The following is a 22000-nucleotide window of genomic DNA, read 5'->3' on the forward strand; positions in this document are numbered from 1 at the left end:
GCGCTTAACGCTCAATCCCCGCAGTGCCGCGCCGCCGTTTCGTGCGCCGCTTCCGCCCGCATTCCCAGCCGCTCGATGAGCTTCCGGTCCGCTTCCGCCTGCGGATTGCTCGTCGTCAACAGTTGATCGCCGTAGAAGATCGAATTCGCGCCCGCCGCGAAGCACAGCGCCTGCAACGCCTCGTCCATCTGCTCGCGACCCGCCGACAGACGCACCATCGCCTTCGGCATCGTGATGCGCGCCACCGCGATCGTGCGCACGAACTCGAACGGATCGAGCGCCTCGGTGCCGGTCAGCGGCGTGCCCGCCACCTGCACGAGATTGTTGATCGGCACCGACTCCGGATACGGCTCCATGTTCGCGAGCTGCGAGATCAGCCCCGCACGTTCGCGACGCGATTCGCCCATGCCCACGATCCCGCCGCAACACACGTTAATGCCCGCATCGCGCACGTGCTCCAGCGTATCGAGGCGATCCTGATACGTGCGCGTCGAGATGATCTGGCCGTAGAACTCCGGCGACGTGTCGAGGTTGTGGTTGTAGTAGTCGAGGCCCGCATCGCGCAGCGCCTGCGCCTGATGCGACTCCAGCATGCCGAGCGTCACGCACGTTTCGAGGCCCATCGCCTTCACGCCGCGAATCATTTCCTTGATCGGCTCCAGATGGCGGTCCTTCGGATTGCGCCATGCCGCGCCCATGCAAAAGCGCGTCGCGCCGTTGGCCTTCGCGGCTTCGGCGGCCTTCAGCACGGCATCCACTTCCATCAGCTTGTCGGCCTTCACGCCCGTGTCGTGATGCACGGACTGCGGGCAGTACGCGCAATCTTCCTCGCAGCCGCCCGTCTTGATCGACAACAGCGTGGAAAGCTGCACGGCGTTCGGATCGAAATGCTCGCGATGCACCGTCTGCGCGCGATACAGCAAATCGTTGAACGGCAGTTCGTACAGCGCGACGACATCCGCGACGCGCCAGCGCGCGGGCGCTTGCGTCGGCGTGTGCAGTTGAACCGGTTGAGCGGTGCCGGCAGTGAGAGTCTGCGTCATGTGAGTTCAGTCCTTGAGATGAAGCGTGTCGAGCAGCGTGCGCACGTCGAGATGATCGGCGGCGCGCGCGGCATCGCGCGACGTGAGATGCGGAATCACGCCCAGAAGCGGCGCGGCGATGCGTTGCTTGAGCGTAGCGATGTTTTCGTCGGGATACAGCATATTCGGATCGACGCGATTGGCCACCCAGCCCGCGAGCGTCAGCCCGCGCGATGCAATCGCTTCGGCGGTCAGAAGCGCATGGCTGATGCAGCCGAGCCGCATGCCGACGACGAGCACCACCGGCACGTTCAGCGCGACGGCGAGATCGGCGGTGTCGTGCGTTTCGTCGAGCGGCACGCGAAAGCCGCCGACGCCTTCCACCACGACGATATCCGCGAGCGTCGAAGCCTCGCGGTGCGCATCCACGATTCGCCCGATATCCAGCGCGATGCCTTCGCGCGCCGCCGCGATATGCGGCGCGATCGGCTCGCGCATCATGAACGGCGTGCGCATGTCGGGCGGCAGCGCGACGGTCGCGGCGGCGTCCAGTTGATCGGCGTCTTCGTTGTGCAGCATGCCGTCGCGCATGACGGCGCCCGAGGCGATCGGCTTCATCGCGGCGGCGCGAAGGCCCGTGCGCGCGAAGCCGTGAAGCAGCGCGCAGGAGACGAAGGTCTTGCCGATCTCCGTATCGGTGCCGGCGACGAAAAGGGATAAAGCGCTCATAGCGTATTCAATGCGTGGTCGAGACGGTCGAGGTCTTCGCGGCTGTGCGCGGCGGAAAGCGAAATGCGCAGCCGCGACGTGCCGGACGGAACCGTCGGCGGTCGAATGGCGGGCACCCAAAGGCCATGCGCGTCGAGCGCGGCTGCAATGGCGAGCGTCTCGTCGTTGCCGCCGATCACGAGCGGCTGCACCGCCGTTTGCGAATCCACCGGAAGCCAGCGCGTGCGCTTGAGCATGGCGCGCGTGGTGTCGATGAGCGCAGCGAGATGCGCGCGTCGCGCGTCGCCTTCATCGCCCGCAATGAGCGCGATGCTCGCCGACACGGCATGCGCGACCGCAGGCGGCGCGGCCGTCGTGAAGATATACGGACGCGCGCGCTGAACGAGCCATTCGATGACGGTGGCATGCGCCGCGACGAACGCGCCCGCGACGCCCGCCGCCTTGCCGAGCGTGCCGACATAGACGAGATGCGGCGAGCGCAGCGCGAAGTGCGCGAGCGCGCCGCGACCTTGCGGGCCGAGCACGCCGAAGCCGTGCGCATCGTCGACGACGAGCCACGCGCCGTACCTTTCCGCCAGTTCGACGAGACCCGCGAGCGGCGCAACGTCGCCGTCCATGCTGAAGACCGTGTCCGTGACGATGAGTCTGGTCGCGGTTTCGTCGCGTGAGGCATCGAGCATGGCGTCGAGCGCGGCAAGGTCCGCATGCGGATAGATCTGCGTCTGCGCGCGGGAAAGCCGCACGCCGTCGATGAGCGAAGCGTGATTCAGCGCGTCGGAGAAAACGAGCGTGCCGCGCCCGGCCAGCGTCGTAAGCACGGCGAGATTCGCCATGTAACCGGTGCTGAAGTAGAGCGCGCGTGGATCGTCGACGAAGCCGCCCGAGAACGCGGCCAGATCGTCTTCGAGTCGAGCATGAGCGCGCGAATGGCCCCCGAGCAGATGCGAACCGCCGCTGCCCGCGCCGTAAAGCGCGGCGCCTTCGGCGAGCGCCGCGCGGATCGCTTCGTGCGCGGCGAGGCCGAGATAGTCGTTGCTCGCGAAGCCGATCATCGCGCGGCCATCGACGGTCATATGCGCGGAATTCGCCCCGTCGATGATCCTGCGACGGCGGCGCAAGCCGCGTGCGTCGATATCGGCGAGACCCTCATTCAGCGTCTCATAGAGCGCCTGCGTGGTGTCGTTCATGCGGCGGACTCCGCGAGCGTGGCGTCGAGCGTATCGAGCGTGCGCTGCGCGAGCAACGCGAGTTCGTCGTCGGAGAGAATGTACGGCGGCATCATGTACACCGTCTTGCCGATGGGCCGCATCAGCAGTTCGCGCTGCAACGCGTTTGCGAAGAAGCGGCGCGAGAACGCGGCATCTTCGGTATCGGCGTCGAACGCGAAGATCGTGCCGCGCTCGCGGAAGCTGCGCGTGCGCGCGTGCTTCGCGAGCGGCTGCAACGCTTCGCGCAGCAGCGCCGACTTGCGCCGGTTCTCTGCGAGCACGTTCGCGCTTTCGAACAAGTCGAGCGTCGCGAGCGCCGCGCGGCACGCGAGCGGATTGCCCGTGTACGAATGGGAATGCAGAAAGCCGCGCGTGATGTCGTCGTCGTAGAAGGCGGCGTAGATTTCATCGCGCGTGAGCACGAGCGAAAGCGGCAGATAGCCGCCGCTGATGCCCTTCGACAGACACACGAAGTCCGGCCACACGCCCGCCTGCTCGCACGCGAAGAAGGTGCCGGTGCGCCCGCAGCCGACCGCGATTTCATCGGCGATCAGATGCACGCCGAACTCGTCGCAGAGCGCGCGCAGGCGCGTGAGATACGACGCGTCGTACATCGCCATGCCGGCCGCGCACTGCACGAGCGGCTCGACGATCACCGCGGCAAGATGCGCCGCGCGTTCGGTTAAAAGCGCGCGGATTGCGTCGATCGCTGCATCCACGCCCGCCGACGCCGGCGATGCGACCACATGCGCGTGGCGAGTCAGCGGATCGTACGCATCTTTGAATAGCGCGACATCCGTCACGCCGAGCGCGCCGATGGTCTCGCCGTGATAGCTGTTCGCGAGACACGCGAATTCGCGCTTCTCGCTCTGGCCGCGATTGCGCCAGAAGTGAAAGCTCATCTTCAACGCGATTTCGACCGCCGAAGCGCCATCGGAGGCGAAGAACGCGAGGCCGAGCGTCTTCTGCGTGAGCGCGGAAAGACGCTCCGCGAGTTCGACGGCGCTCGCGTGCGTGCAGCCGGCGAGCATCGCGTGTTCGAGCGTGTCGAGTTGGTCCTTCAGCGCGCGGTTGATGTCGGGATTCGCGTGGCCGAAGAGATTGACCCACCACGAACTGATGGCGTCGAGATAGCGGTTGCCCGCCGGATCGTAGAGCCACGCGCCCTTGCCGCGTGCGATCGGCACGAGCGGCATGCGCTCGTGATGCTTCATCTGGGTACACGGGTGCCACACGGCGGCGAGCGAACGCGCGACCCAGTCTTGATTGGCTTCTGTGTTCAAAACGGCTCCCAGGCCCGCGCGAACGCGAGCCGGTACATCGGGCAGGCGCGGCGGCCTGCGCTTTTCGAGGAAACTGCGCGAGACTTTCGCGCGCTCCAATTATCCCCAAAATGCGCGCGGCCTTCGCTTTTCGCCCACGTTTTGGACAATGCAGCCGCGCGCATCCGAAATGCGAAAACGCGCTTTCGCCGGCAACGTCGCTGAACGCGACGCCTAATCGTAGGATCGCCGCCGCAAGATGCAAAAACGCCGGCCCAGCGGCCGGCGTCGTTCGAGGCGTGAACCGCGCGTTCAGCGCGAGGCCGTCTGCGTGTCCGCGCTGTTGTTCTTCCAGACCACCGCGTTATCGACCGCGTAGAGCCTGCACGGATCGCTGCTCTGCTTCTGGCAGCCGGCAATGGCCACGGCCATCGGATCGTCGCCGCCTTCCGCCCACGACCACGCGCCCGAGTCCGAGACCGCGAACGCGCGGCTCGAATACTGGCTCAGGAAATTGCGATACCCGGCGCGGCCGTTTTCATCGATGAACGGAACGGACTGCACGGCGTCGAGGCTCGCGAAATCCGTGGCGTTCGGCGCGTGCGGCTCCGCGACCTGATACTGCACGGTGGTCGGCATGCCGATTTGCGCGAGAAACGCCTTCACGCGCGGCCACCAGACCTGCACGCCGTCGCGATCGCCCACCAGACGGTGCGCGTCGTTCTTGTAATGGCCGAAGTCGATCATGTTCGACCGCGCGCCGTGCGAGACGAAAGCCGTGTACATCTGCGACGCGAGATCGCCCGGCCAGACCGAATCGTTATCGCCGTACAGCCACAGCGACGGCAGGCGGACATTCTCGCCGTACGCGCCGAAGGCATCGACGAGATTCTTCTGCCAGCCCGCGCATTCGTCCTGCCGCAAGCCGCCCGAGAAATTGATGAGACCGCGCACGCCCGGCGCGGACAGCGCATCGCGCGCGCCGTAGGCGATGGTCGTCAGCCCGCCGTGCGACGTGCCCGCGACGACGATATGCGTCTTGTCGACGTAGGGCTGCGCGCTCATGTACTCGACGGTCGCGGCGACATCGCGCGCCTGCGCGAAACCGTTGGCTTCGACATTGCAGCCGTGGCCCGAATAGTCGCCGCCGGAGCCCGCGAAGCCGCGGCGGTTCGGCACCACGACGACATAGCCGTGACGCACGAACTCGCGCGCGAGCGCGACCGGCCGGTTGCGCGGCTGCGCGTGCGAATCGCCAGGGAGCTTGCCGTGGTTGAAGACGATCATCGGGAACGGGCCCGCGCCGTCCGGTTTGAAGACGGTGGTTTCGAGCGCGATGTCGTCTTCCGGCACCTCGATGACCGTTTCGTTCAGGCCATTCGCGACGACCGGCAGCCGCGCGTCGAGCGCATCCGGAATCTGGCTGAAGACGGGTGCCGTGAGCCCTTCGGACTGGCGGATGCCGCCGATCGGTTCGGCGTGGACGACGGACGCGACGAGCGACGCCGCGAGCGAGCATGCCATGCTGCATCCGACCAACCAGGTTCTGATCGCCATCCGTGAACTCCGACCGCACTCGAATCAATGTGTTGATATGACGCGGACCCGAATCGCCGGTTGAAGTCACAAGCTGGCCGCGCTGCTGATGATGAGCAGTATCGAATGCCGGGCGTTGGAGTCATGCGTTGAAAAGGCATGACAAATGGCTTCAGACTGGAAAAAACGGGTTGCCGCATGTGGCCGGGCGCAAGAATGGCAGCGCCCTGACGCAAACACAGAGTACCCGTTCAAAATTGCACTGCACAATAAAGGAAACCCCGTAACGGCTTAATCTGAAAGGAGAAGTTCAGGAAATTAGTACCGTCTTCTTTTTAAGCGAAGATTTACTTTTGGATCGTGTCGCCGTCGATATAAATCCAATGGCTCTCGGCATTGCGTATGAAACGGCTCGCTTCGTGCAGCCGATGCGCGCGCCCGCCGACTTTATATCGCGCGACGAATTCGACTTCTTCGTGGTCGCCGTCGATGACCGTGTGCCGTCTGATCTGCAAGCCGAGCCAGCGTGTGCCGTCGCCGGAAGCGTCGAGATCGGGCGGACAGGTTTTCGCGTCCCATGTCGCGCGCAGATAGGCCGTGTCGCCGAGCACATAGGCGGTGTAGCGCGAGCGCATGAGTTTCATGGCGTTCGCCGGAAAAGCGCCGCCGTCGATGAAGCGGCCGCAGCAGTCTTCATAGCGCGGCGCGCGCGCGTTCGGGCGCTGCGACGGTGACGCGCCGCCGCAAGGACAATCCACGGGCTTCATGCATCGACTCCCGGCATCTCGACATGGCCGGGCTGATTGCGCACGCGGCCCAGCCACGCGCGAATGGCCGGATAGCGCGAAAGATCGAGACCCGCTTCGTCAGCCACATGCGTGTAGGCGTAGAGCGCGATGTCGGCCACCGTATAGCGCTCGCCGACGAAGAACGTGCGCGACGCGAGATGCTGCTCCATCACGTCGAGCGCGCGATACGAACCGGCGGTTTTCTCCGGCAGACGCGGATCGTCCGGCTGCTTCAGAAACTCGCGAATGAAGCGCGCCACCGCGACATACGGCTCGTGGCTGTACTGCTCGAAGAACATCCATTGCAGCACTTGCGCGCGTTCGAGGCGCTCGTCGGGAAGCAGCGCGGAGCCGTCGGCGAGATAGCAGAGAATGGCGTCGGATTCGGAGAGCGTCGTCGTTTCGTCGATGACGAGCACCGGCACCTTGCCGTTCGGGTTCAGCTTGCGGAAGGCGTCGGTGCGCGTCGCGCCGTGCATCATGTCCACTTCGTGCCAGACATACGGCACGTTCAGTTGTTCGAGCGCGAGCCGCACCTTGTAGCAGTTGCCGGACGCTGAAACGCCGTGCACGTGATATGTCATTCCCCGATTCTCCTTGTCATGGCGCGGCTCACCAGTCGAGCCGCGTGCCGTCGTACTGAATGAAGCGGCCGTTGTAGTCGTCGCGCAGCGCGTAAGCTTCCGCGATGACGGCGCGCATGCCGGTAACGCTGCGCGCCACGTCGATGGCCGCGGACGGCCCGCCCATCTCCGTGCGCACCCAGCCCGGGTGCAGCGCGAGGCACGCGGAATGCCGCGACTGTACCGATGCGACCTTCAGCGCCGAATTGAGCGCCGCCTTGCTCGCGCGATACAGCCAGCCGGTCGTGCCGCTCGTCTCGCCGATACTGCCCATCTTGCTCGATACGACAGCGAGCACGCCGTGCGCGGCATCGACGAGCGGCAGCAGCACGGGCATCAGTTGCATCGGGCCGCGCACGTTAGTGTGCATCACATGATCGAAGTCTTCGGCGCTGATCGTCTCGACGCCTTCAGTGCGCGGGCCATAGACGCCGGACACGATGATCGCCGCATCGAGCCGCTCCTCGTCGAGCTGCCACGCGAGCGCGGCGATCTGCTCCGGCTGCGTGACGTCGAGCGAGAAGGTCTGCGCGCCCAGCGCATCGAGCGCGGAGAGGGCGGCTTTGTCGCGGGCGGTGGCGAGCACGCGCCAGCCGTCGCGCGCGTATTGACGCACGAATTCGTGGCCGATGCCGCGCGACGCGCCGAGAATCAGAGCGGTTTTCATCAGTCGTCCTTTGTTGTCTGCGTCAAACGAGTTCGATGCCCATTGCCGTCGCTTCGCCGCCGCCGATGCACAGCGTCGCCACGCCGCGCTTCCCGCCGCGCGCGCGCAATGCGCCGATCAACGTCACGAGAATACGCGCACCCGACGCGCCGATAGGATGCCCGAGCGCGCACGCGCCGCCGTTCACGTTGACCTTGTCATGCGGCAGATCGTGCTCGCGCATTGCGGCCATCGTCACCACGGCGAAGGCTTCGTTGATCTCGTACAGATCGACATCGTTCGCGCGCCAGCCGTTCTTCTCGAAGAGTTTGCGGATTGCGCCGACGGGCGCGGTCGTGAAGAGCGCGGGCTGCTGCGCGAACGTGCTGTGTCCGACGACACGCGCAATCGGCGTTGCGCCGAGGCGCTTCGCGGTCGATTCGCGCATCATCACGAGCGCGGCCGCGCCATCCGATATCGACGACGAATTCGCCGCCGTCACCGTGCCGTCTTTCGCGAACGCCGGTTTCAGCGACGGAATTTTCTCGATGTTCGCCTTGAACGGCTGCTCGTCGCGCTCGATGACGGTATCGCCCTTCCTGCCCGCCACCGTCACCGGCGCGATCTCCCACGCGAACGAACCGTCCTCGTTCGCGCGTTGCGCGCGGCGCAGCGATTCCACGGCGAACGCATCCTGCGATTCGCGCGAGAACGCATACGACGACGCGCACTGCTCCGCGAACGTGCCCATCAGACGGCCTTTTTCGTACGCGTCTTCGAGGCCGTCGAGGAACATGTGGTCGAGCACTTGGCCGTGTCCCATGCGCATGCCGCCGCGCGCTTTCGGCAGCAGATACGGCGCGTTCGTCATGCTCTCCATGCCGCCCGCGACCATCACATCCGCCGAGCCGGCGAGCAGCATGTCGTGCGCGAACATGGCGGCGCGCATGCCGGAACCGCACATCTTGTTGATGGTCGTGCAACCGGTCGAGAGCGGCAAGCCTGCGCCGAGCGCCGCCTGTCGCGCGGGCGCCTGGCCCTGTCCCGCAGGCAGCACGCAGCCCATGATCGCTTCGTCGATCTGCTCGGGGTTAAGCCCCGCGCGTTCCACTGCCGCACGAATGGCGGCCGCGCCCAGTTGCGGCGCCGTCAGCGCGGCGAAGTCGCCCTGAAAGGCGGCCATCGGCGTGCGCGCGGCCGAAACGATGACTACCGGATTCTCTTGTGTCTCACTCATGTTTTAGCTCCTGAATGACGCCTGGATGACCGAGGGCACATCGCCGAGACGCGCCGCGTCGGACGCGATCACGTCGTTTTCCGCTGCGTGCGCGCCGTCGCGCTTCAACGCGGCGAGGCACGATTGATACGTCGAATCGACTTTCTCCTGCGCGCTGATCATCATGCCCAGATTGCGCAGACGGCCGTCGTGAACGCCGTAGGTCCAGCCATGCACGGTGAGCGGCTGCCCGCGCGACCAGGCGTCGTTGACGACCGTGGTGCGGCATACGTTGAGCGTCTGCTCGATGGTATTCAGCTCGACGAACCTGCGATGCCGCGCTTCGCCCATCGGCCATTCGTCGAGCAACGCGGCGTGTTTCTCGCGCACGTCTTCGACATGGCGCAGCCAGTTGTCCGCGAGGCCCACGCGCCGGCCGACCAGCGCCGCGCCCACGCCCGAGCAGCCGTAATGACCGACGACCATGATGTGCTTGACCTTCAGCATGTCGACGGCGAACTGGATCACCGAGAGACAGTTGAGGTCCGAATGCACGACCACGTTCGCGATGTTCCGATGCACGAACACCTCGCCCGGCGGCAAGCCGATGATCTGGTTCGCGGGCACGCGCGAATCGGAGCAGCCGATCCACAGATACTCCGGCGCTTGCTGATGCGCGAGCCGTTCGAAGAACTCGGCGTCTTCCGCGAGCTTGCGCGTGACCCAGTTCTGATTGTTCTCGAACAGATGAACGAGGGGATGGGTGGCTTCGTTGTTGCGGTCAGTCATGTTCGTGTTTCGTGTTTCGTGTTTAAAGGGCGCGCATTACGCGGCGCGCGCCGCTGCCTTCTCGAATCGCTCCGGATAACGGATGCGAAACCGGATGGCGGGGTCATAGGGAAAGAAATCGGCGATTTCGCCTTGCAGCAGTTGCTCCTTGTGACGCTGCCACAGCGCAGGGTCGAGGAGATCCGCGTGATGCCGCATGAACGCTTCGCGCACGCGCGGATCGCCGAGCAGAAACGTGCCGTACGTCTCCGGAAAGATATCGTGCGGCCCGATGCCATACCACGGCTCGCCGGACATCTCGTCTTCCTCGGTGCGCGGCGGCGGCACGCGGCGCACGTTGCAGTCCGTCAGATATTCGATCTCGTCGTAATCGTAGAACACCACGCGTCCGTGCCGCGTGACGCCGAAGTTCTTGTACAGCATGTCGCCGGGAAAGATGTTGGCCTGCATCAACTGTTTGATGGCGTCGCCGTATTCGCGGATGCCGTGGTCGACGTCGTCGGCGTGGCCGTTCTTCAGGAACAGATTCAGCGGCACCATGCGCCGTTCGATATACACGTGGCGGATCACCAGCTTGTCGCCTTCGTATTCGATCATCGAGGGCGCTTCTTTCTCCAGTTCGCGGATGAGCGCGTGATCGAGGCGCGCGAGCGGCAGCGCGACGCTCGAATATTCGAGCGTATCGGCCATGCGTCCCAGCCGGTCGTGCCGCTTCACGAGCTGATACTTGTCCTGAATCTTCTCGCGCGTGGTTTCCTTCGGCGGCGGGAAGGCGTCCTTGATGAGCTTGAACACATACGGAAACGACGGCAGCGTGAACACGATCATCACGAGTCCCTTGATGCCGGGCGCGATGATGAACTGATCGCTCGAATGCTTCAGGTGATGCAGCAAGTCGCGGTAGAACAGATTCTTGCCCTGCTTTTGCAGGCCCAGCGACGTATAGATTTCCGCGTTCGGCTTGGCCGGCATGATGGTACGCAGGAAGTGGACGTACGCGGACGGCACTTCCATATCGACCAGAAAATACGAGTGCGCGAAGCTGAAGATAATGAGCAGTTGCTGGCGCTCGGTCAGCACCGTATCGAGCGCGAGAAGCCCGCGCTGCGTATGGCGAATGGCGATGGCGAACGGCAGCAGCGAATCGCCATGAATGATGCGCCCGATGATATACGCGGCCTTGTTGCGAAAGAACAGCGACGAAAGCACGTGAATCTGGAAGTTCGGCGCGGGCGCGAAGTCGCCGAACGCATCGCGCAAGGAATGCATCACGCACTGCACGTCGCGCGTCAAGTCTTCGAACGGCGGCTCAAGCTGAAAGTTCGTGACGATACGTTCGAGGGTCGCGGGGAGGCCGTCGGTGTCCGGGTAATATGCGCGATACGTCGGCTTCGCAGCGGGCTCGTCGTTCTCGATGTATTCGGTCGACATAGCGGGGCGCACGAAGATGAAATCGTTGTTGAAGTACGAGCGATGCAGAATCTTGCAGCACACCGAATTGAAGAACGTCTCCGCGCATTCCGGCTGACGATGCGTCGTCAACAGGCCGATGTAATGCAGCTTGATCTGCTGCCAGACGTCGTCGTCGATATGCTCGGCGTCGTATTCGTCTTCGAGACGCGCCACGCATTCCGCCACGCGATCGTCATATGACGCAATGCGCTCGCGAGCCAGCCGCGCCAGCGCATGCCAGTCGCCGCGCTCGAAGAGCGCCTTCGCTTCGATGGCGGCATCGCGAAACACGCGGTAATGGCGATCGAACCCTTCGAGCAGCGTCTCTGCGACATCGAAGCCGATTTGCGACGAAAGCAGTTTGGGGAAGTGATTCATGTCGGCATGCGCGGGTCGTGGGTCGCGGGTTGAGCTCACATCATGCGGCTTTCGCTCGGCGGGCGCGCTTGTCCATGCCTGCTGCGAGCAACGCGCGGCCTTCCTTTTCGTACGCGGCGAGTTCCGCGAGCGTCGTGTTGATGTCCTCCAGTTGCCGTTCGAGCACTTGCCGGTGCGCCGCGATGGTATCCACGAAGCCGCGCAATTGCGCGGTCGTGCCGGTCGGCGAATCGTAAAGGTCGAGCAGCGTGCGAATCTCCGACAGCGTGAAGCCGAGCCGCTTGCCGCGCAGAGTCAGCTTCAACCGCGTGCGATCCCGCGACGAATACACGCGCCGCAGGCCGTTCGCGCCTTCGCGGCGCGGGGCGAGCAGACCCTGATCTTCGTAGAAGCGTATGGCGCGAGGCGTAATGTCGAATTCGCGCGCCAGTTCGGTGATCGAGAAATGCGTGGGCTGAGTCATCGGAAACCGCTGCGCGCCGGAGCGCGTCCAACGTTAGAATGACGTTTACGTTATCGTCAACTTCGCCGGATTGCAACGCGGCGCAAACCCTCAGAGCACCGACCGATGAACGCACTCGAACATCAGCTCGACTACGTCTTTGCCGACGACTTGCCCGCGCCCGGCGGCGCGAAAGAAGTGGCGCCCGGCGTCTACTGGCTGCGCATGCCGCTGCCGTTCGCGCTGGACCACATCAACCTGTGGCTGTTACGCGATGAAATAGACGGCGTGAAAGGCTGGACCGTGATCGATTGCGGCATCTCGAACGAGAGCATTCGCGCGAACTGGGAACGCGTGTTCGATGGCGTGCTCGACGGCCAGCCGGTGCTGCGCGTGATCGTCACGCATTGCCATCCGGACCATCTGGGACTCGCGGACTGGATCTGTCAGGGCGGAGACAAGAAACGCTGGAACGTGCGGCTCTGGATCTCGCTCGGCGAATATGCGATGGGGCGCGTGATGGCCGCGGGCGACGGCTCGAACGCGGGCGGCGAGCGCGCGGCGCAGCACTTCGCGGCGCACGGCCTGACAGACCCGGCATCGCTCGATGCGCTCAGGAAGCGCGACAGCTATTACCCGACGCTCGTGCCTTCGATGCCGCGCGAATTCCGCCGCATTCGCGACGGCGACCGGCTGCGAATCGGTGCGCGCGAGTGGGAGGTGGTGACGGGCTACGGTCATTCGCCGGAGCATGTTGCGCTTTATTGCGCGGCCGACGAACTGCTCATCTCGGGCGACATGGTGCTGCCGCGCATCTCGACCAACGTGTCGGTGTTCGCCATCGAGCCGGAGGGCAATCCGCTCGCGCTGTATCTGGAATCGCTCGCGCGCTATGAAGCGATGTCCGCCGATGTGCTCGCTTTGCCCTCGCACGGCAAGCCGTTTCGCGGCGTGAAGACGCGCATCGCGCAGCTTCGCGAGCATCATCGGGCGCGGCTTGCGGAAGTGCGGGAGGCGTGCGCGGCGAAACCGTGCAGCGCCGCCGACATCGTGCCGATCATGTTCAAGCGCGCGCTCGACATCCATCAGATGACGTTCGCGCTCGGCGAGGCGCTCGCGCATCTGAACTTGCTGTGGCTCGACGGCACGCTCGCGCGACGGACCGGCGATGACGGGGTGATCCGCTTCTCGCCGGCCTGAGCCTTCGCGCTTAACGCCTTACTGCACCGACACCGCCCCGAAGTTCTGCCGCCCGAACGGACTCACGTTATAGCCGCTGACGTTCGTGCGCGTGAGCGCGGCGGCGGTCGGGTACACGAGCGGAATCCACAGCGCCTGATCGTGGATGATCTTCTGCGCATCGCCATACGCCTTCGTGCGCTTGGCGATATCCGGCGTCGCCTTGCCGTCCGCGATCAGCTTGTCCAGTTGCGGGTCGCAATAGCGCGCGAAGTTGATGCCCGACTTCACCGCGTTGCAACTGAATAGCGGCGACAGATAGTTGTCCGGATCGCCATTGTCGCCGGCCCAGCCCATGAACAGCATGTCGTGCTGGCCCTGCTTCGCTTCCTTGATCAGCTCACCCCATTCGATCACCTTCACCTGCGCCTTCACGCCGATTTTCGCGAGGTCGGCTTGCAGCAGTTCCGCGCCCGCCTTCGGGTTCGGATTCAGCACGCTGCCGTTCGGACGCACCCAGATGGTCGTATCGAAGCCGCTCGGAAAGCCCGCATCGGCCAGGAGCTTCTTCGCGCGATCCGCGGAATACGGATACGCCTGCACGTTCTTGTCGTAGCTCCAGGTATTCGGCGGATACGGATTCACGGCGGGCGTCGCCGTGTTGTCGAAGACGGTCTTCATGTACGTCGTGCGATCGAACGCCATGTTCAGCGCCTGACGCACCTTCGGGTTGTCGAGCGGCTTCTTCTGCGTATTGAGCGCGACGAACGCGGTCATGAATGCAGGCGTTTCGCTGACCTTGAGCGAGCGGTCCTTCTTCGCGTCGAGCACGTCCTGCGGCTTAGGCGAAAGCGCGATCTGGCATTCGCCCGCCTTGATCTTCTGCGCGCGCACGGTAGCGTCCGGCGTGATCGCGTAGATGAGGCGGTCGATCTTCGGCTTCGGCCCCCAGTACGACGGGTTCACGTCGTAGCGTATGACGGCATCCTTGGTATAGCTCTTCAGCACGAACGGACCCGTGCCGATGGGCTTGCTGTTCAACTCCACCTGCTTGTTCGCCTTGAGCAACTGGTCCGCGTATTGCGCCGAATAGATGGATGCGAAGCCCATCGTGAGAATCGGCACGAAGGTCGCGTTCGGCTCGTTGAGGTCGAACTTCACGGTGTGGTCATCCACCTTGCTCACGCTCTTGATGAGCTTGACGAGGCCCATCGACTGTGCGTGCGGAAAGCCGCTCGCGCCCGCCACCTTGTGCCACGGATTGCTCTCCGACAGCATGCGGTCGAACGTGAAGACGACGTCGTCGGCATTGAGCGGGCGCGTCGGCTTGAAGTAATCGGTGCTCTGGAACTGCACGTTCGGCCGCAGATGAAACGTGTAGCTCAGACCATCGCTCGATACGTCCCATTTCTCCGCGAGCGACGGCGCGACTTTCTTCGCCGCTTCATCGTAGGAGACGAGCGTGTTGAAGATCACGTCTGCCGATGCGTTCGTCGTCACCAGCGAATTGAACTGCACGACATCGAAGCCGTCCGGGCTCGATTCCGTGCAGACGGTAAGCGGCTTGGACTGCGCGAGCATGGGCGCGGTCACGGCGAGGGCGGCGAGAAGGGCAGGCAAGCGTTTGATGCGCATGGGTTCTCCGGTCGGCGCGAGCGCGCTTTCGCGCGCTGCGTGAATCACACAGCGTTTGTTCTTTTTGCTCGATGAATCCGGTCGCGCGATGCCGAGCAAGCACCGCGCCCGCGCGCGTAGATTAGCGAACGCGCGGGCTCGCGACAACGATCGGTTGCGCATACCGATATGCGGCGCTGTCTGCGTCGGCTTGCCGAACGCGACGCGTCACGCTACACTGCCCCCGTCTTTGGGGAGTAGCCTTCCTTCCGTTGCGAAGGAGAACGCGTCAACATCCTCGGCTCTAATGCCGTGGCGCGTTCGACCGGTCCGGTTTGGCGAGACCACTGATGTGCCACGTCGTTCTTGGTCGGACGTCGCGTGGCGCATCATGGTTCGCTGACGTCCGACCGTGGAATCATCGTGTCCCCACAACTCCAACATCTTCTTGTCGCGCGCCCGGGCCTTCGCGTGGTCCGCGCGCTGTCGCTGCATCGTGTCGTGCGAGGTGCCGCATGACGATGCTTTTCCTCGAACTCGCGTTGATGCTCGCGATCATTCTGATTGCCTCCGAGCTTTTCACCAACGCGCTCGAACATCTCGGCGAACGCCTCGGCATTTCGGAAGGCGTGACCGGATCGCTTTTCGCGGCAGTCGGCACGGCGTTGCCGGAAACGACAGTGCCGATCATCGCGCTCTTGGGCGGCACGGCGAGCCGCGCGGTCAACGAAGAGATCGGCGTCGGCGCGATTCTCGGCGCGCCGCTCATGCTCGCGACGCTTTCGACGTTCCTGATGACGCTCGCCATCGTGAAATCGCGCGGCTTGCGCGGCGTGATCGAGCCGGAGCGCAGCGGCTTCACGCGCGACCTCAACTTCTTTCTGATCGCGTTCCTGATCGCGGCCGGCGCGATGTTCGTGCCGCATCACGCATGGCAAGTGCGTGCGCTGTTCGCGGCGGGGCTCGTCGGTCTGTACGTGATCTATGTGATCTCGACGTTCAGGGCATCGGCCAATCTCGTCGAAAGCGGACACGGCACCGAAGCGCCCGAAACGCTCTTCATCTCGCGCGTCGGATTGAAGACGAACCTCGGCTCGATCATGCTGCAATTCCTGATCGGCATCGTGTTGCTGGTGGGCGGCGCGAAGGGCTTCATTCACGGCGTCGAAGGCGTCTCGCAGGTGCTCGGCGTCTCGGCGCTGCTGCTGTCGCTCATCATCATCCCGATTGCGACCGAACTGCCCGAGAAGGTGAACAGCATTCTGTGGGCGCGGCGCGGCAAGGACACGCTCGCGTTCGGCAACATTACCGGCGCCATGGTGTTTCAGGGCACGTTGCTGCCGTCCATCGGCATCATGCTGACGCCGTGGGAGCCGCGCGTCGAAGTGCTGACGGGCGTGCTCATCACGCTCGCGGCGGCGGCGTGGCTGCGTTTTCATGCAAGAGGGAAGGGCGTCGCGTTGTGGGCGCTGCTCGGCAACGGCGTGCTGTACGCGGCGTATCTGACGTTGACGCTCGGCCGGTGATACCTCGTCGCGCGCCAATAAAAATGCCCGCACGAGGCGGGCATCGAGAGCGAAGCTGCGTCATCACATCGACGCTTGGTTGTTGTTGTTAGTCTATATAACGGCGCGGGACAGCGAAACTTTAGAGCCGCGCCGTTTGTTGATAACGGCTTGCCGCGTCGATGCGCGCGGTCGCCTCGCGAAAGTTCTTGCCGAGCGACATGCGCGCGGCTTGCGCCGTCTGCATCAGCGCGGCATCGAGCGTCTGAATGTCGCTCGCCGCCTGCAACGTCGCCGGATCGAGGTCGTTCTGCAAGCGCATGATGATCGGCGAACGCAGTTCGGACAGGCGCGCGGCTTCGATCCAGTCGCCTGCGGCTGCGGCTGCGGCCATGGCGCGCGTGAGCGATACCGCGTTGGTCAGCATGTCTTGTTGGCTCACATCTTTCTCCGTGCGAATCGGCTGACGCCTGCGTTACTTGTTGGTCGCGAGCGCGCCGGCGCTGTTCGTGCCGCCGAAAAGCTGCGTCAGGTACGTCGTGTTGCTTTGCATCGTCGCCATCAGCGTGTTCAACGCCGTGAACTGCGCGTTGTATTGCGACGTGAGGCTGTCCGCGTAGGTCTGCAGCTTCGCCGTCTGATCGGTCAGGCTCTTCAGGTCCGCATTGATCGCGGTCGTGCGCGTATCGATGATGCCGCCCGACTGCAGGAACGACGTGATCTTCGAATTGAGCTGCGTGCCGATGCCGTTCGTCTGGTTGAAGAGCTGACCCACGCGCGTCGCGCTGTTCGAGAGCGCCGTGGAGAGCGTCGAATCGTCGATGGACAGCGTGCCGTCGTCCTGAAGATCGATGCCGATCGACGCGAGGTTCGTCGATGTCGACGTCGAACCGGAGCCGGAATTCACGCCGCTCGTGATGATGTTGGACAGCGTGCTCTGAATGCTCTGAAGCATGGCGTCGCCGAGCAGCGCGCCGCCCTGCGAGCCGGCTTTTTTCGTGGAGTCGAACGACGACAGCGCCGCAGCCTGGCTCACGAACGAGTTGTACGCGTCGACGAATGCCTTGATCGTGCTCTTTTCCGTGGTCGTGTCGGACGAGACGGTCAACGTCTGCGTCGATCCGGCCGCAGCCGATGCCAGATTCAGCGTCACGCCGCCGATCGCGGTCGTGAGCGTGTTGGTCGAGCTGGTGACGGCCGTGCCGTCGACCGTGAGCGACGCGTCCTGCGCCGCCGACGTCTGCGTGTAGTTGCTGCTGCCCGCGCTGTACGAAAGCGACGAGTCGACGCCTGCGCCGGCCGTGACCGAAATGGTGTTGGCGGCGCCCGTCGTCTTCGACGCGAGCACGAGATGCTGACCGTCGTTGCCCGTGACGATGGTCGCGCTGATGCCGGGGTTGTCGCTCGCCGAATTGATCGACGAGGCGATGCTCGCAAGCGTGTCGGTGCCGTCGAGCGTCACGTTCATCGAACTCGATCCGAGCGAGAGCGACAGCGTGCCTGTGCCGAAGGTGTCGGTGGCGGCGTGCGCAGTCGACGAAATCTTTTGCGCGCTTGCGATGTTATTCACCGTCACCGCATACGAACCGGCCACCGCGCTCGTGCCTGCCGTCGCCGTGAGTCCGCTGCCGCTCGCCGTCGCCGTGTACGCGGCGAGTCCGGTGCCGTCGGAAAGACTCTTCAGCGAGGTTTGCAGCGACGACAGCGCGGACTTGATCTGCGAGACGGCGGACAAGAGCGTGTTGTCGCTCGCCGTCTTGTTGGCGATGTGCGTGGCCTGAGCGGTGGTTTTCGCGGTGACGAGCGAGGAGACCAGCGAGGAAACATCGAGCGTGGAACTCGTCGCGCCGCTGATGATGGACTGCGCGGCAGCGGCCAGTGTGGCGCTGACGTCGGTACTCGAGGTGGTGGTGGTCATCGGATGCTCCGGACGGACTGCCGTTTCTGTTTGCGAGCTTTCGTGAGCACAGCGCGGGTGATGACTGTCGCTGCGCTAACGAAAGCTGGGAGGCGGGCCTCCCAGTGAACTGCTGAACCCCGCCCATGTTGCGGCGGGGTAGGTCACATGCGCTTAGCCGAGGAGCTTCAGCACTTGCTGCGGCATCGAGTTCGCTTGCGCGAGAACCGAGATACCCGCTTGTTGCAGCACTTGAGCCTTCGACAGGTTCGCCGTTTCTTGCGCGAAGTCCGCGTCGGTGATGGCCGACTGTGCAGCGTTCAGGTTGGTCGACTGCGATTGCAGGCTGGTAACGGCCGACGTGAAGCGGTTCTGTTCAGCGCCGAGCGTCGATTGCAGCGTGTTGACGGTGTCGAGCGCCGTGTCGACCAGGCCGATCACGGACTGCGCGCCGCTTGCCGTGGAGATGTCGACCGATGCCGAGCCGAACAGGCCGGTCTGGCTCATCGCGGTGCTGCCGAAGTCGACGCTCAGCGTCTGGTTCGCCACTGCGCCGATCTGGAAGGCCACCGTCGAGACCGAGCCGGACAGCATGGCTTGGCCGTTGAACGTCGTCTGGCTCGACACGCGGTCCAGTTCGCCGAGACGCTGGGTCACTTCCGTCTGGAGGTAGCCGCGCTGCGTGTCGGAGAGCGAACCGTCGGCTGCCTGAACGGCCAGCTGGCGAATACGCTGCAGGTTGTCCGTCGTGGAGCTGAGGCCGCCCGACGCCGTTTGAATCATCGAGATCGCGTTGTTCGCGTTCGACACGCCCTGGTTCAGCGCGTTGACATACGACGTCATGTTCGTCGAGATCGCGAGACCAGCTGCATCGTCAGCTGCGCTGTTGATGCGCTTGCCCGACGAGAGGCGGTTAATAGCCGACGACAGCGCGCTTTGCGAACCTTGCAGGTTCTTTTGCGTCGTTTGCGACAGGGTGTTGGTGTTGATGTTCAACATTTCAAATTACCTCGTTGGTAAAGGCGCTACTAGTCTGAGTCTGAATGCGGCGTCGCGATGTTTAATGTGTTTCGCTGACTGCCTTACCTAAGGATTTCGGCCCACGGGAAAGAAACTTTAGGCCGAAGATCGAATGCGATTCGAATTTTCACGGAGTCTGCCGGCGCCTTGGCCGGCAGGGCTTAAAAGCAATTACGGCCGGGCCGGCTACACCTTTACAGGCAGCCGGCCCGCTACATCTTCATGAAGCCAGTGCGACCTCGGCCTTCTGAACCCAGGAAAGCGGGCGAAACGTCAGGCGCATCAATTGCCGAGTCTTTCCGGCCATTGCAGGCACATAGATGAGTCCGTTCGGCGACATCTCGAACATGCCGGGTTCGCGCTCGGTCATGCCGTCGTAAATGATCTCGCTCCCAGGCGAGAGCGCGCGCTGACGATCGAACTCAATACGCGTATCCAGCGTATCGGCGGGGAAGGTTGTCGCCGACGCGATCTGCATCCAGCTCATCTCCTTGCCCAGCATGAGCGCGACGTCGAAGTCGGAAATGGGCACGACGAGCGAATAGAAGCCGTCGTAAGTCGCGCGCGCGGTCAGCGTCTCGGTCGCGGTTTCGTTGCCGCGCACGAAAAGCGCGGGAATTCGCGTCTCGCGGTACGTCGTATCGTCGACGGTGAAGTCCAGACGGTGACGGCGCACGGCCATTAGAAAAATCGCCTGGTCGATGCCTGCGTGGCGCATTTCGTACGGATAACCCGGACGAAATCCCTTGCCGATGCTGCGCATATAGAACGGTCCGCGCTGACGAAGCCCTTCGATGCCCGCGTCGTTATCCGCGACGTTGAATGCGTGAATGGACGCCCCGTTGATCTCGAACACCGTCTCGTTGCCGCCGGCCACTTCGTCGCGGTCCGGGAGATACAGTAGGCGAGCGAGGCAGATGGCCGCATCGAGGCGTAGTCGTTCAGGCGTCAGGCGGGGAAAGCTGGTGGCCGGCATCGCGGCCATATCCCGGACAAAGCGCACGCAAGCATCCTGGATTTCGCCGCTTTGCGCGATTTGCTTCTCGCTTTTCGCGGATTGGTTGAGAAGCGGCGTGCCGTCGTCCTTGAAGTCATACACGCTGCCGGTTTTGAGCGAGCACATCTGCTCGAAATGGCCAATATGCGCGATCAACATCTCCATCACGTTTTCATCGGCCCAGCGGCTGTCGACGACGCCCGCGCGATCCGCACGCCAGCCGGGTGTATCCAGAGAAACGAGATAGCGCCCGACGATCTCCACGTCGTAATACTTCTTGAACAGCTTGGCGAGCGAGCGCTGGATGGAACCGTAGTAACCCAGGTCCACGATCACGAGCGTGTCGCCGCGCTCCAGTCCGACGGTGCGCTGCAGATGGCGAAAGAGCCGCTGACGAAGCGCCGCGCTGCGTTCGATGATGAGCTTCACCATGCGCGGTTCCAGCACGAGACGCCGGAACGTCTGCAGCGGATTGGCGGACGCGTTTGCCTCGGCGAGCAGTTTGCCGGTTTCCTTGGGCGGCAGTTGCAGTTGGTCGGCGCCGAACTTCATCATCTGCGGGTTGATGACCTCTGTGCTCAGATAACGCTCGATGGCCTCGCGGCTGTCGAAGGTCGAACCGGCGGCGACGAACCGCCCGACGTACGCTTCGTTGCCGATGGGGCCGCCGTGCAGCGCTTCGCATGCCCGATGAATCAGATGCCCGTCGCGCAGCAGAAACGCGAGCTTGTGCGGTCGGCCACGCGCTTTCAGATCCTCATGCGTGTCCAGCACGAAGCGCGCGAATGCGTGCATGATCGGGCCGACCGACCAGTAGCCGATGCGCTCGTTCGTGCTCAAGTCGCGGCCCTGTTGCAGGGAGCGCAGCGCGTGATGCAAGCTCGGCGCGGGCTTCGTCGCGCGGATCGACGGAAACAGCACCCGCGCTGCCATCAGTCGCTGTCGGTCCGCTTTGTGCATCTCATCGTCGCGCTGCTGGAAGTGCAGTACGCCGATGCCCATCTGCTGTGGAACGGCCCAGTCCGCGTACGGGTTGTCGCCGGTATGGAGAATGTCCGACGGCGCGACGCCCAGCCGTTCCGTCACGACATTCCAGAGTCCCGTGGATTTCGAGACACCGAATTCGGACGAACAGAACACGACGTCGATGAGCGATTCGAGCTCCGGTGCGGTTGAAAAGAGAATGCGGCGCAATTGCGCCTCTGAGTAATAGGTATCGCTGACGATCGCCGTGCGCAGGCCGCGAGTTTTCGCCTCCCGCAGGAGCCCGAGCACCGGCTCGAAGATGAAGCCGATCTCGATCTCTTTCTCGACCTCGCGCTCGGCGAGCGCACTCACGGTTGCCTCGTCGGCGTGAGGCGCGGCTTCGGCATAGATCTGTTCGAGCGTCGCCTCGCTCTTGCGGGTTGCAAAGTAGTTGTTCTTACGCGCTTCGGATTCGGCCATCGTGCGCACGCGGGCGCTCACGCCTTGTTCGACGAAGAGCGGGTCTTCGGCCAGCGCGTAGTAAACGTCGACCGGTTCCTGTACGGCGCGCCAGAAGAGCGTGTCGAAACAGTCGAAGGTCGCGACCGTATGCGACGGCGCGCGCGCCGACCACGTTTCGGCCAGCTGATCCGGAAGGACGTTCTTGTCTGCTTGCATGTGATGGACTCCGCAGCCCGCGACGGCGGGCCTGCTTTGATGGTTTTGGTGCG

General features: G+C 63.9%; 19 protein-coding genes and 1 riboswitch. Of the genes, 2 read left to right on the forward strand and 17 right to left on the reverse strand.

The window, feature by feature from the left end:
- Positions 1-11 precede the first annotated feature (11 nt).
- From bioB to LDZ26_RS00460, 12 genes are all read right to left on the reverse strand, one after another.
- On the reverse strand, positions 12-1043 hold the full coding sequence (gene bioB / locus LDZ26_RS00405; RefSeq protein ID WP_244847675.1) for a biotin synthase BioB: 1032 nt from the start codon (positions 1041-1043) through the stop codon (positions 12-14).
- A 6-nt stretch (positions 1044-1049) separates the two neighbouring features.
- The gene (gene bioD, locus LDZ26_RS00410) at positions 1050-1751 is read right to left on the reverse strand and encodes a dethiobiotin synthase (RefSeq protein ID WP_244847676.1); all 702 of its coding nucleotides are present in this window, start codon (positions 1749-1751) and stop codon (positions 1050-1052) included.
- Positions 1748-2938 (reverse strand): 8-amino-7-oxononanoate synthase, encoded by a 1191-nt coding sequence (gene bioF / locus LDZ26_RS00415; RefSeq protein ID WP_244847677.1) that lies wholly within the window; start codon positions 2936-2938, stop codon positions 1748-1750. The genes bioD and bioF overlap by 4 nt, the downstream gene beginning before the upstream one ends.
- Positions 2935-4242 carry an adenosylmethionine--8-amino-7-oxononanoate transaminase gene (locus LDZ26_RS00420; protein WP_244847678.1) on the reverse strand — a complete coding sequence of 436 codons (1308 nt, stop codon included), beginning with the start codon at positions 4240-4242 and terminating at the stop codon, positions 2935-2937. The genes bioF and LDZ26_RS00420 overlap by 4 nt, the downstream gene beginning before the upstream one ends.
- A gap of 291 nt (positions 4243-4533) precedes the next feature.
- Positions 4534-5778: a dienelactone hydrolase family protein gene (locus LDZ26_RS00425; RefSeq protein WP_244847679.1), complete on the reverse strand. Its 1245-nt coding sequence runs from the start codon at positions 5776-5778 to the stop codon at positions 4534-4536.
- A gap of 326 nt (positions 5779-6104) precedes the next feature.
- Positions 6105-6524 (reverse strand): YchJ family protein, encoded by a 420-nt coding sequence (locus LDZ26_RS00430; RefSeq protein ID WP_244847680.1) that lies wholly within the window; start codon positions 6522-6524, stop codon positions 6105-6107.
- Complete coding sequence (locus LDZ26_RS00435; protein WP_244847681.1) at positions 6521-7129, reverse strand: glutathione S-transferase family protein; 609 nt, start codon at positions 7127-7129, stop codon at positions 6521-6523. Before LDZ26_RS00435 ends, LDZ26_RS00430 begins: the two co-directional genes overlap by 4 nt.
- Positions 7130-7157: 28 nt before the next feature.
- A complete protein-coding gene (locus tag LDZ26_RS00440; RefSeq protein ID WP_244847682.1) occupies positions 7158-7835 on the reverse strand; it encodes an SDR family oxidoreductase in 678 nt (225 codons plus the stop codon).
- A 22-nt stretch (positions 7836-7857) separates the two neighbouring features.
- Positions 7858-9051 carry an acetyl-CoA C-acetyltransferase gene (locus tag LDZ26_RS00445; RefSeq protein WP_244847683.1) on the reverse strand — a complete coding sequence of 398 codons (1194 nt, stop codon included), beginning with the start codon at positions 9049-9051 and terminating at the stop codon, positions 7858-7860.
- Positions 9052-9054: 3 nt separating this feature from the next.
- Positions 9055-9819, reverse strand: a complete 765-nt coding sequence (gene can, locus LDZ26_RS00450; protein WP_244847684.1) for a carbonate dehydratase — start codon at positions 9817-9819, stop codon at positions 9055-9057.
- Between the two features lie 36 nt (positions 9820-9855).
- Positions 9856-11649 carry a bifunctional isocitrate dehydrogenase kinase/phosphatase gene (gene aceK / locus LDZ26_RS00455; RefSeq protein WP_244847685.1) on the reverse strand — a complete coding sequence of 598 codons (1794 nt, stop codon included), beginning with the start codon at positions 11647-11649 and terminating at the stop codon, positions 9856-9858.
- 40 nt (positions 11650-11689) lie between these two features.
- Positions 11690-12112 (reverse strand): MerR family DNA-binding transcriptional regulator, encoded by a 423-nt coding sequence (locus LDZ26_RS00460; RefSeq protein WP_206467363.1) that lies wholly within the window; start codon positions 12110-12112, stop codon positions 11690-11692.
- Positions 12113-12217: 105 nt separating this feature from the next.
- On the opposite strand from LDZ26_RS00460, the gene LDZ26_RS00465 reads away from it, so the two are divergent.
- Entirely contained in the window at positions 12218-13291 is a 1074-nt protein-coding gene (locus LDZ26_RS00465) for an MBL fold metallo-hydrolase (RefSeq protein WP_244847686.1), read from the forward strand.
- An 18-nt stretch (positions 13292-13309) separates the two neighbouring features.
- Here the strand turns inward: LDZ26_RS00465 and LDZ26_RS00470 are convergent, their stop codons facing one another.
- A complete protein-coding gene (locus LDZ26_RS00470; protein ID WP_370650621.1) occupies positions 13310-14905 on the reverse strand; it encodes an ABC transporter substrate-binding protein in 1596 nt (531 codons plus the stop codon).
- A gap of 219 nt (positions 14906-15124) precedes the next feature.
- Positions 15125-15292: riboswitch (yybP-ykoY riboswitch) on the forward strand.
- Positions 15293-15399: 107 nt separating this feature from the next.
- Between LDZ26_RS00470 and LDZ26_RS00475 the strand changes: the two genes are divergently transcribed.
- On the forward strand, positions 15400-16410 hold the full coding sequence (locus tag LDZ26_RS00475) for a sodium:calcium antiporter (RefSeq protein WP_244847687.1): 1011 nt from the start codon (positions 15400-15402) through the stop codon (positions 16408-16410).
- Positions 16411-16531: 121 nt separating this feature from the next.
- On the opposite strand, the gene LDZ26_RS00480 is transcribed toward LDZ26_RS00475, so the two are convergent.
- The 4 genes from LDZ26_RS00480 to LDZ26_RS00495 form a co-directional block, all read right to left on the reverse strand.
- A complete protein-coding gene (locus tag LDZ26_RS00480) occupies positions 16532-16831 on the reverse strand; it encodes a flagellar protein FliT (protein WP_244847688.1) in 300 nt (99 codons plus the stop codon).
- A gap of 33 nt (positions 16832-16864) precedes the next feature.
- Entirely contained in the window at positions 16865-18307 is a 1443-nt protein-coding gene (gene fliD / locus LDZ26_RS00485) for a flagellar filament capping protein FliD (protein WP_244847689.1), read from the reverse strand.
- Between the two features lie 153 nt (positions 18308-18460).
- Complete coding sequence (locus LDZ26_RS00490; RefSeq protein WP_244847690.1) at positions 18461-19285, reverse strand: flagellin domain-containing protein; 825 nt, start codon at positions 19283-19285, stop codon at positions 18461-18463.
- 241 nt (positions 19286-19526) lie between these two features.
- Positions 19527-21947 (reverse strand): HAD family hydrolase, encoded by a 2421-nt coding sequence (locus tag LDZ26_RS00495; RefSeq protein WP_244847691.1) that lies wholly within the window; start codon positions 21945-21947, stop codon positions 19527-19529.
- Positions 21948-22000 lie beyond the last annotated feature (53 nt).

Origin of the sequence: Caballeronia sp. SL2Y3, from assembly GCF_022879575.1 — a bacterium.
In the GTDB taxonomy this organism is placed as follows: Bacteria; Pseudomonadota; Gammaproteobacteria; order Burkholderiales; family Burkholderiaceae; genus Caballeronia.

What these genes read in the sequence shown, in the direction of transcription:
- LDZ26_RS00495 (WP_244847691.1), bottom strand. Translation starts at nt 21,947, where the DNA reads ATGCAAGCAGACAAGAACGTCCTTCCGGATCAGCTGGCCGAAACGTGG.
- LDZ26_RS00490 (WP_244847690.1), bottom strand. Translation starts at nt 19,285, where the DNA reads ATGTTGAACATCAACACCAACACCCTGTCGCAAACGACGCAAAAGAAC.
- LDZ26_RS00445 (WP_244847683.1), bottom strand. Translation starts at nt 9,051, where the DNA reads ATGAGTGAGACACAAGAGAATCCGGTAGTCATCGTTTCGGCCGCGCGC.
- LDZ26_RS00430 (WP_244847680.1), bottom strand. Translation starts at nt 6,524, where the DNA reads ATGAAGCCCGTGGATTGTCCTTGCGGCGGCGCGTCACCGTCGCAGCGC.
- LDZ26_RS00465 (WP_244847686.1), top strand. Translation starts at nt 12,218, where the DNA reads ATGAACGCACTCGAACATCAGCTCGACTACGTCTTTGCCGACGACTTG.
- can (WP_244847684.1), bottom strand. Translation starts at nt 9,819, where the DNA reads ATGACTGACCGCAACAACGAAGCCACCCATCCCCTCGTTCATCTGTTC.
- bioF (WP_244847677.1), bottom strand. Translation starts at nt 2,938, where the DNA reads ATGAACGACACCACGCAGGCGCTCTATGAGACGCTGAATGAGGGTCTC.
- LDZ26_RS00475 (WP_244847687.1), top strand. Translation starts at nt 15,400, where the DNA reads ATGACGATGCTTTTCCTCGAACTCGCGTTGATGCTCGCGATCATTCTG.
- LDZ26_RS00425 (WP_244847679.1), bottom strand. Translation starts at nt 5,778, where the DNA reads ATGGCGATCAGAACCTGGTTGGTCGGATGCAGCATGGCATGCTCGCTC.
- bioB (WP_244847675.1), bottom strand. Translation starts at nt 1,043, where the DNA reads ATGACGCAGACTCTCACTGCCGGCACCGCTCAACCGGTTCAACTGCAC.
- LDZ26_RS00435 (WP_244847681.1), bottom strand. Translation starts at nt 7,129, where the DNA reads ATGACATATCACGTGCACGGCGTTTCAGCGTCCGGCAACTGCTACAAG.
- aceK (WP_244847685.1), bottom strand. Translation starts at nt 11,649, where the DNA reads ATGAATCACTTCCCCAAACTGCTTTCGTCGCAAATCGGCTTCGATGTC.
- LDZ26_RS00460 (WP_206467363.1), bottom strand. Translation starts at nt 12,112, where the DNA reads ATGACTCAGCCCACGCATTTCTCGATCACCGAACTGGCGCGCGAATTC.
- fliD (WP_244847689.1), bottom strand. Translation starts at nt 18,307, where the DNA reads ATGACCACCACCACCTCGAGTACCGACGTCAGCGCCACACTGGCCGCT.
- LDZ26_RS00440 (WP_244847682.1), bottom strand. Translation starts at nt 7,835, where the DNA reads ATGAAAACCGCTCTGATTCTCGGCGCGTCGCGCGGCATCGGCCACGAA.
- LDZ26_RS00470 (WP_370650621.1), bottom strand. Translation starts at nt 14,905, where the DNA reads ATGCGCATCAAACGCTTGCCTGCCCTTCTCGCCGCCCTCGCCGTGACC.
- bioD (WP_244847676.1), bottom strand. Translation starts at nt 1,751, where the DNA reads ATGAGCGCTTTATCCCTTTTCGTCGCCGGCACCGATACGGAGATCGGC.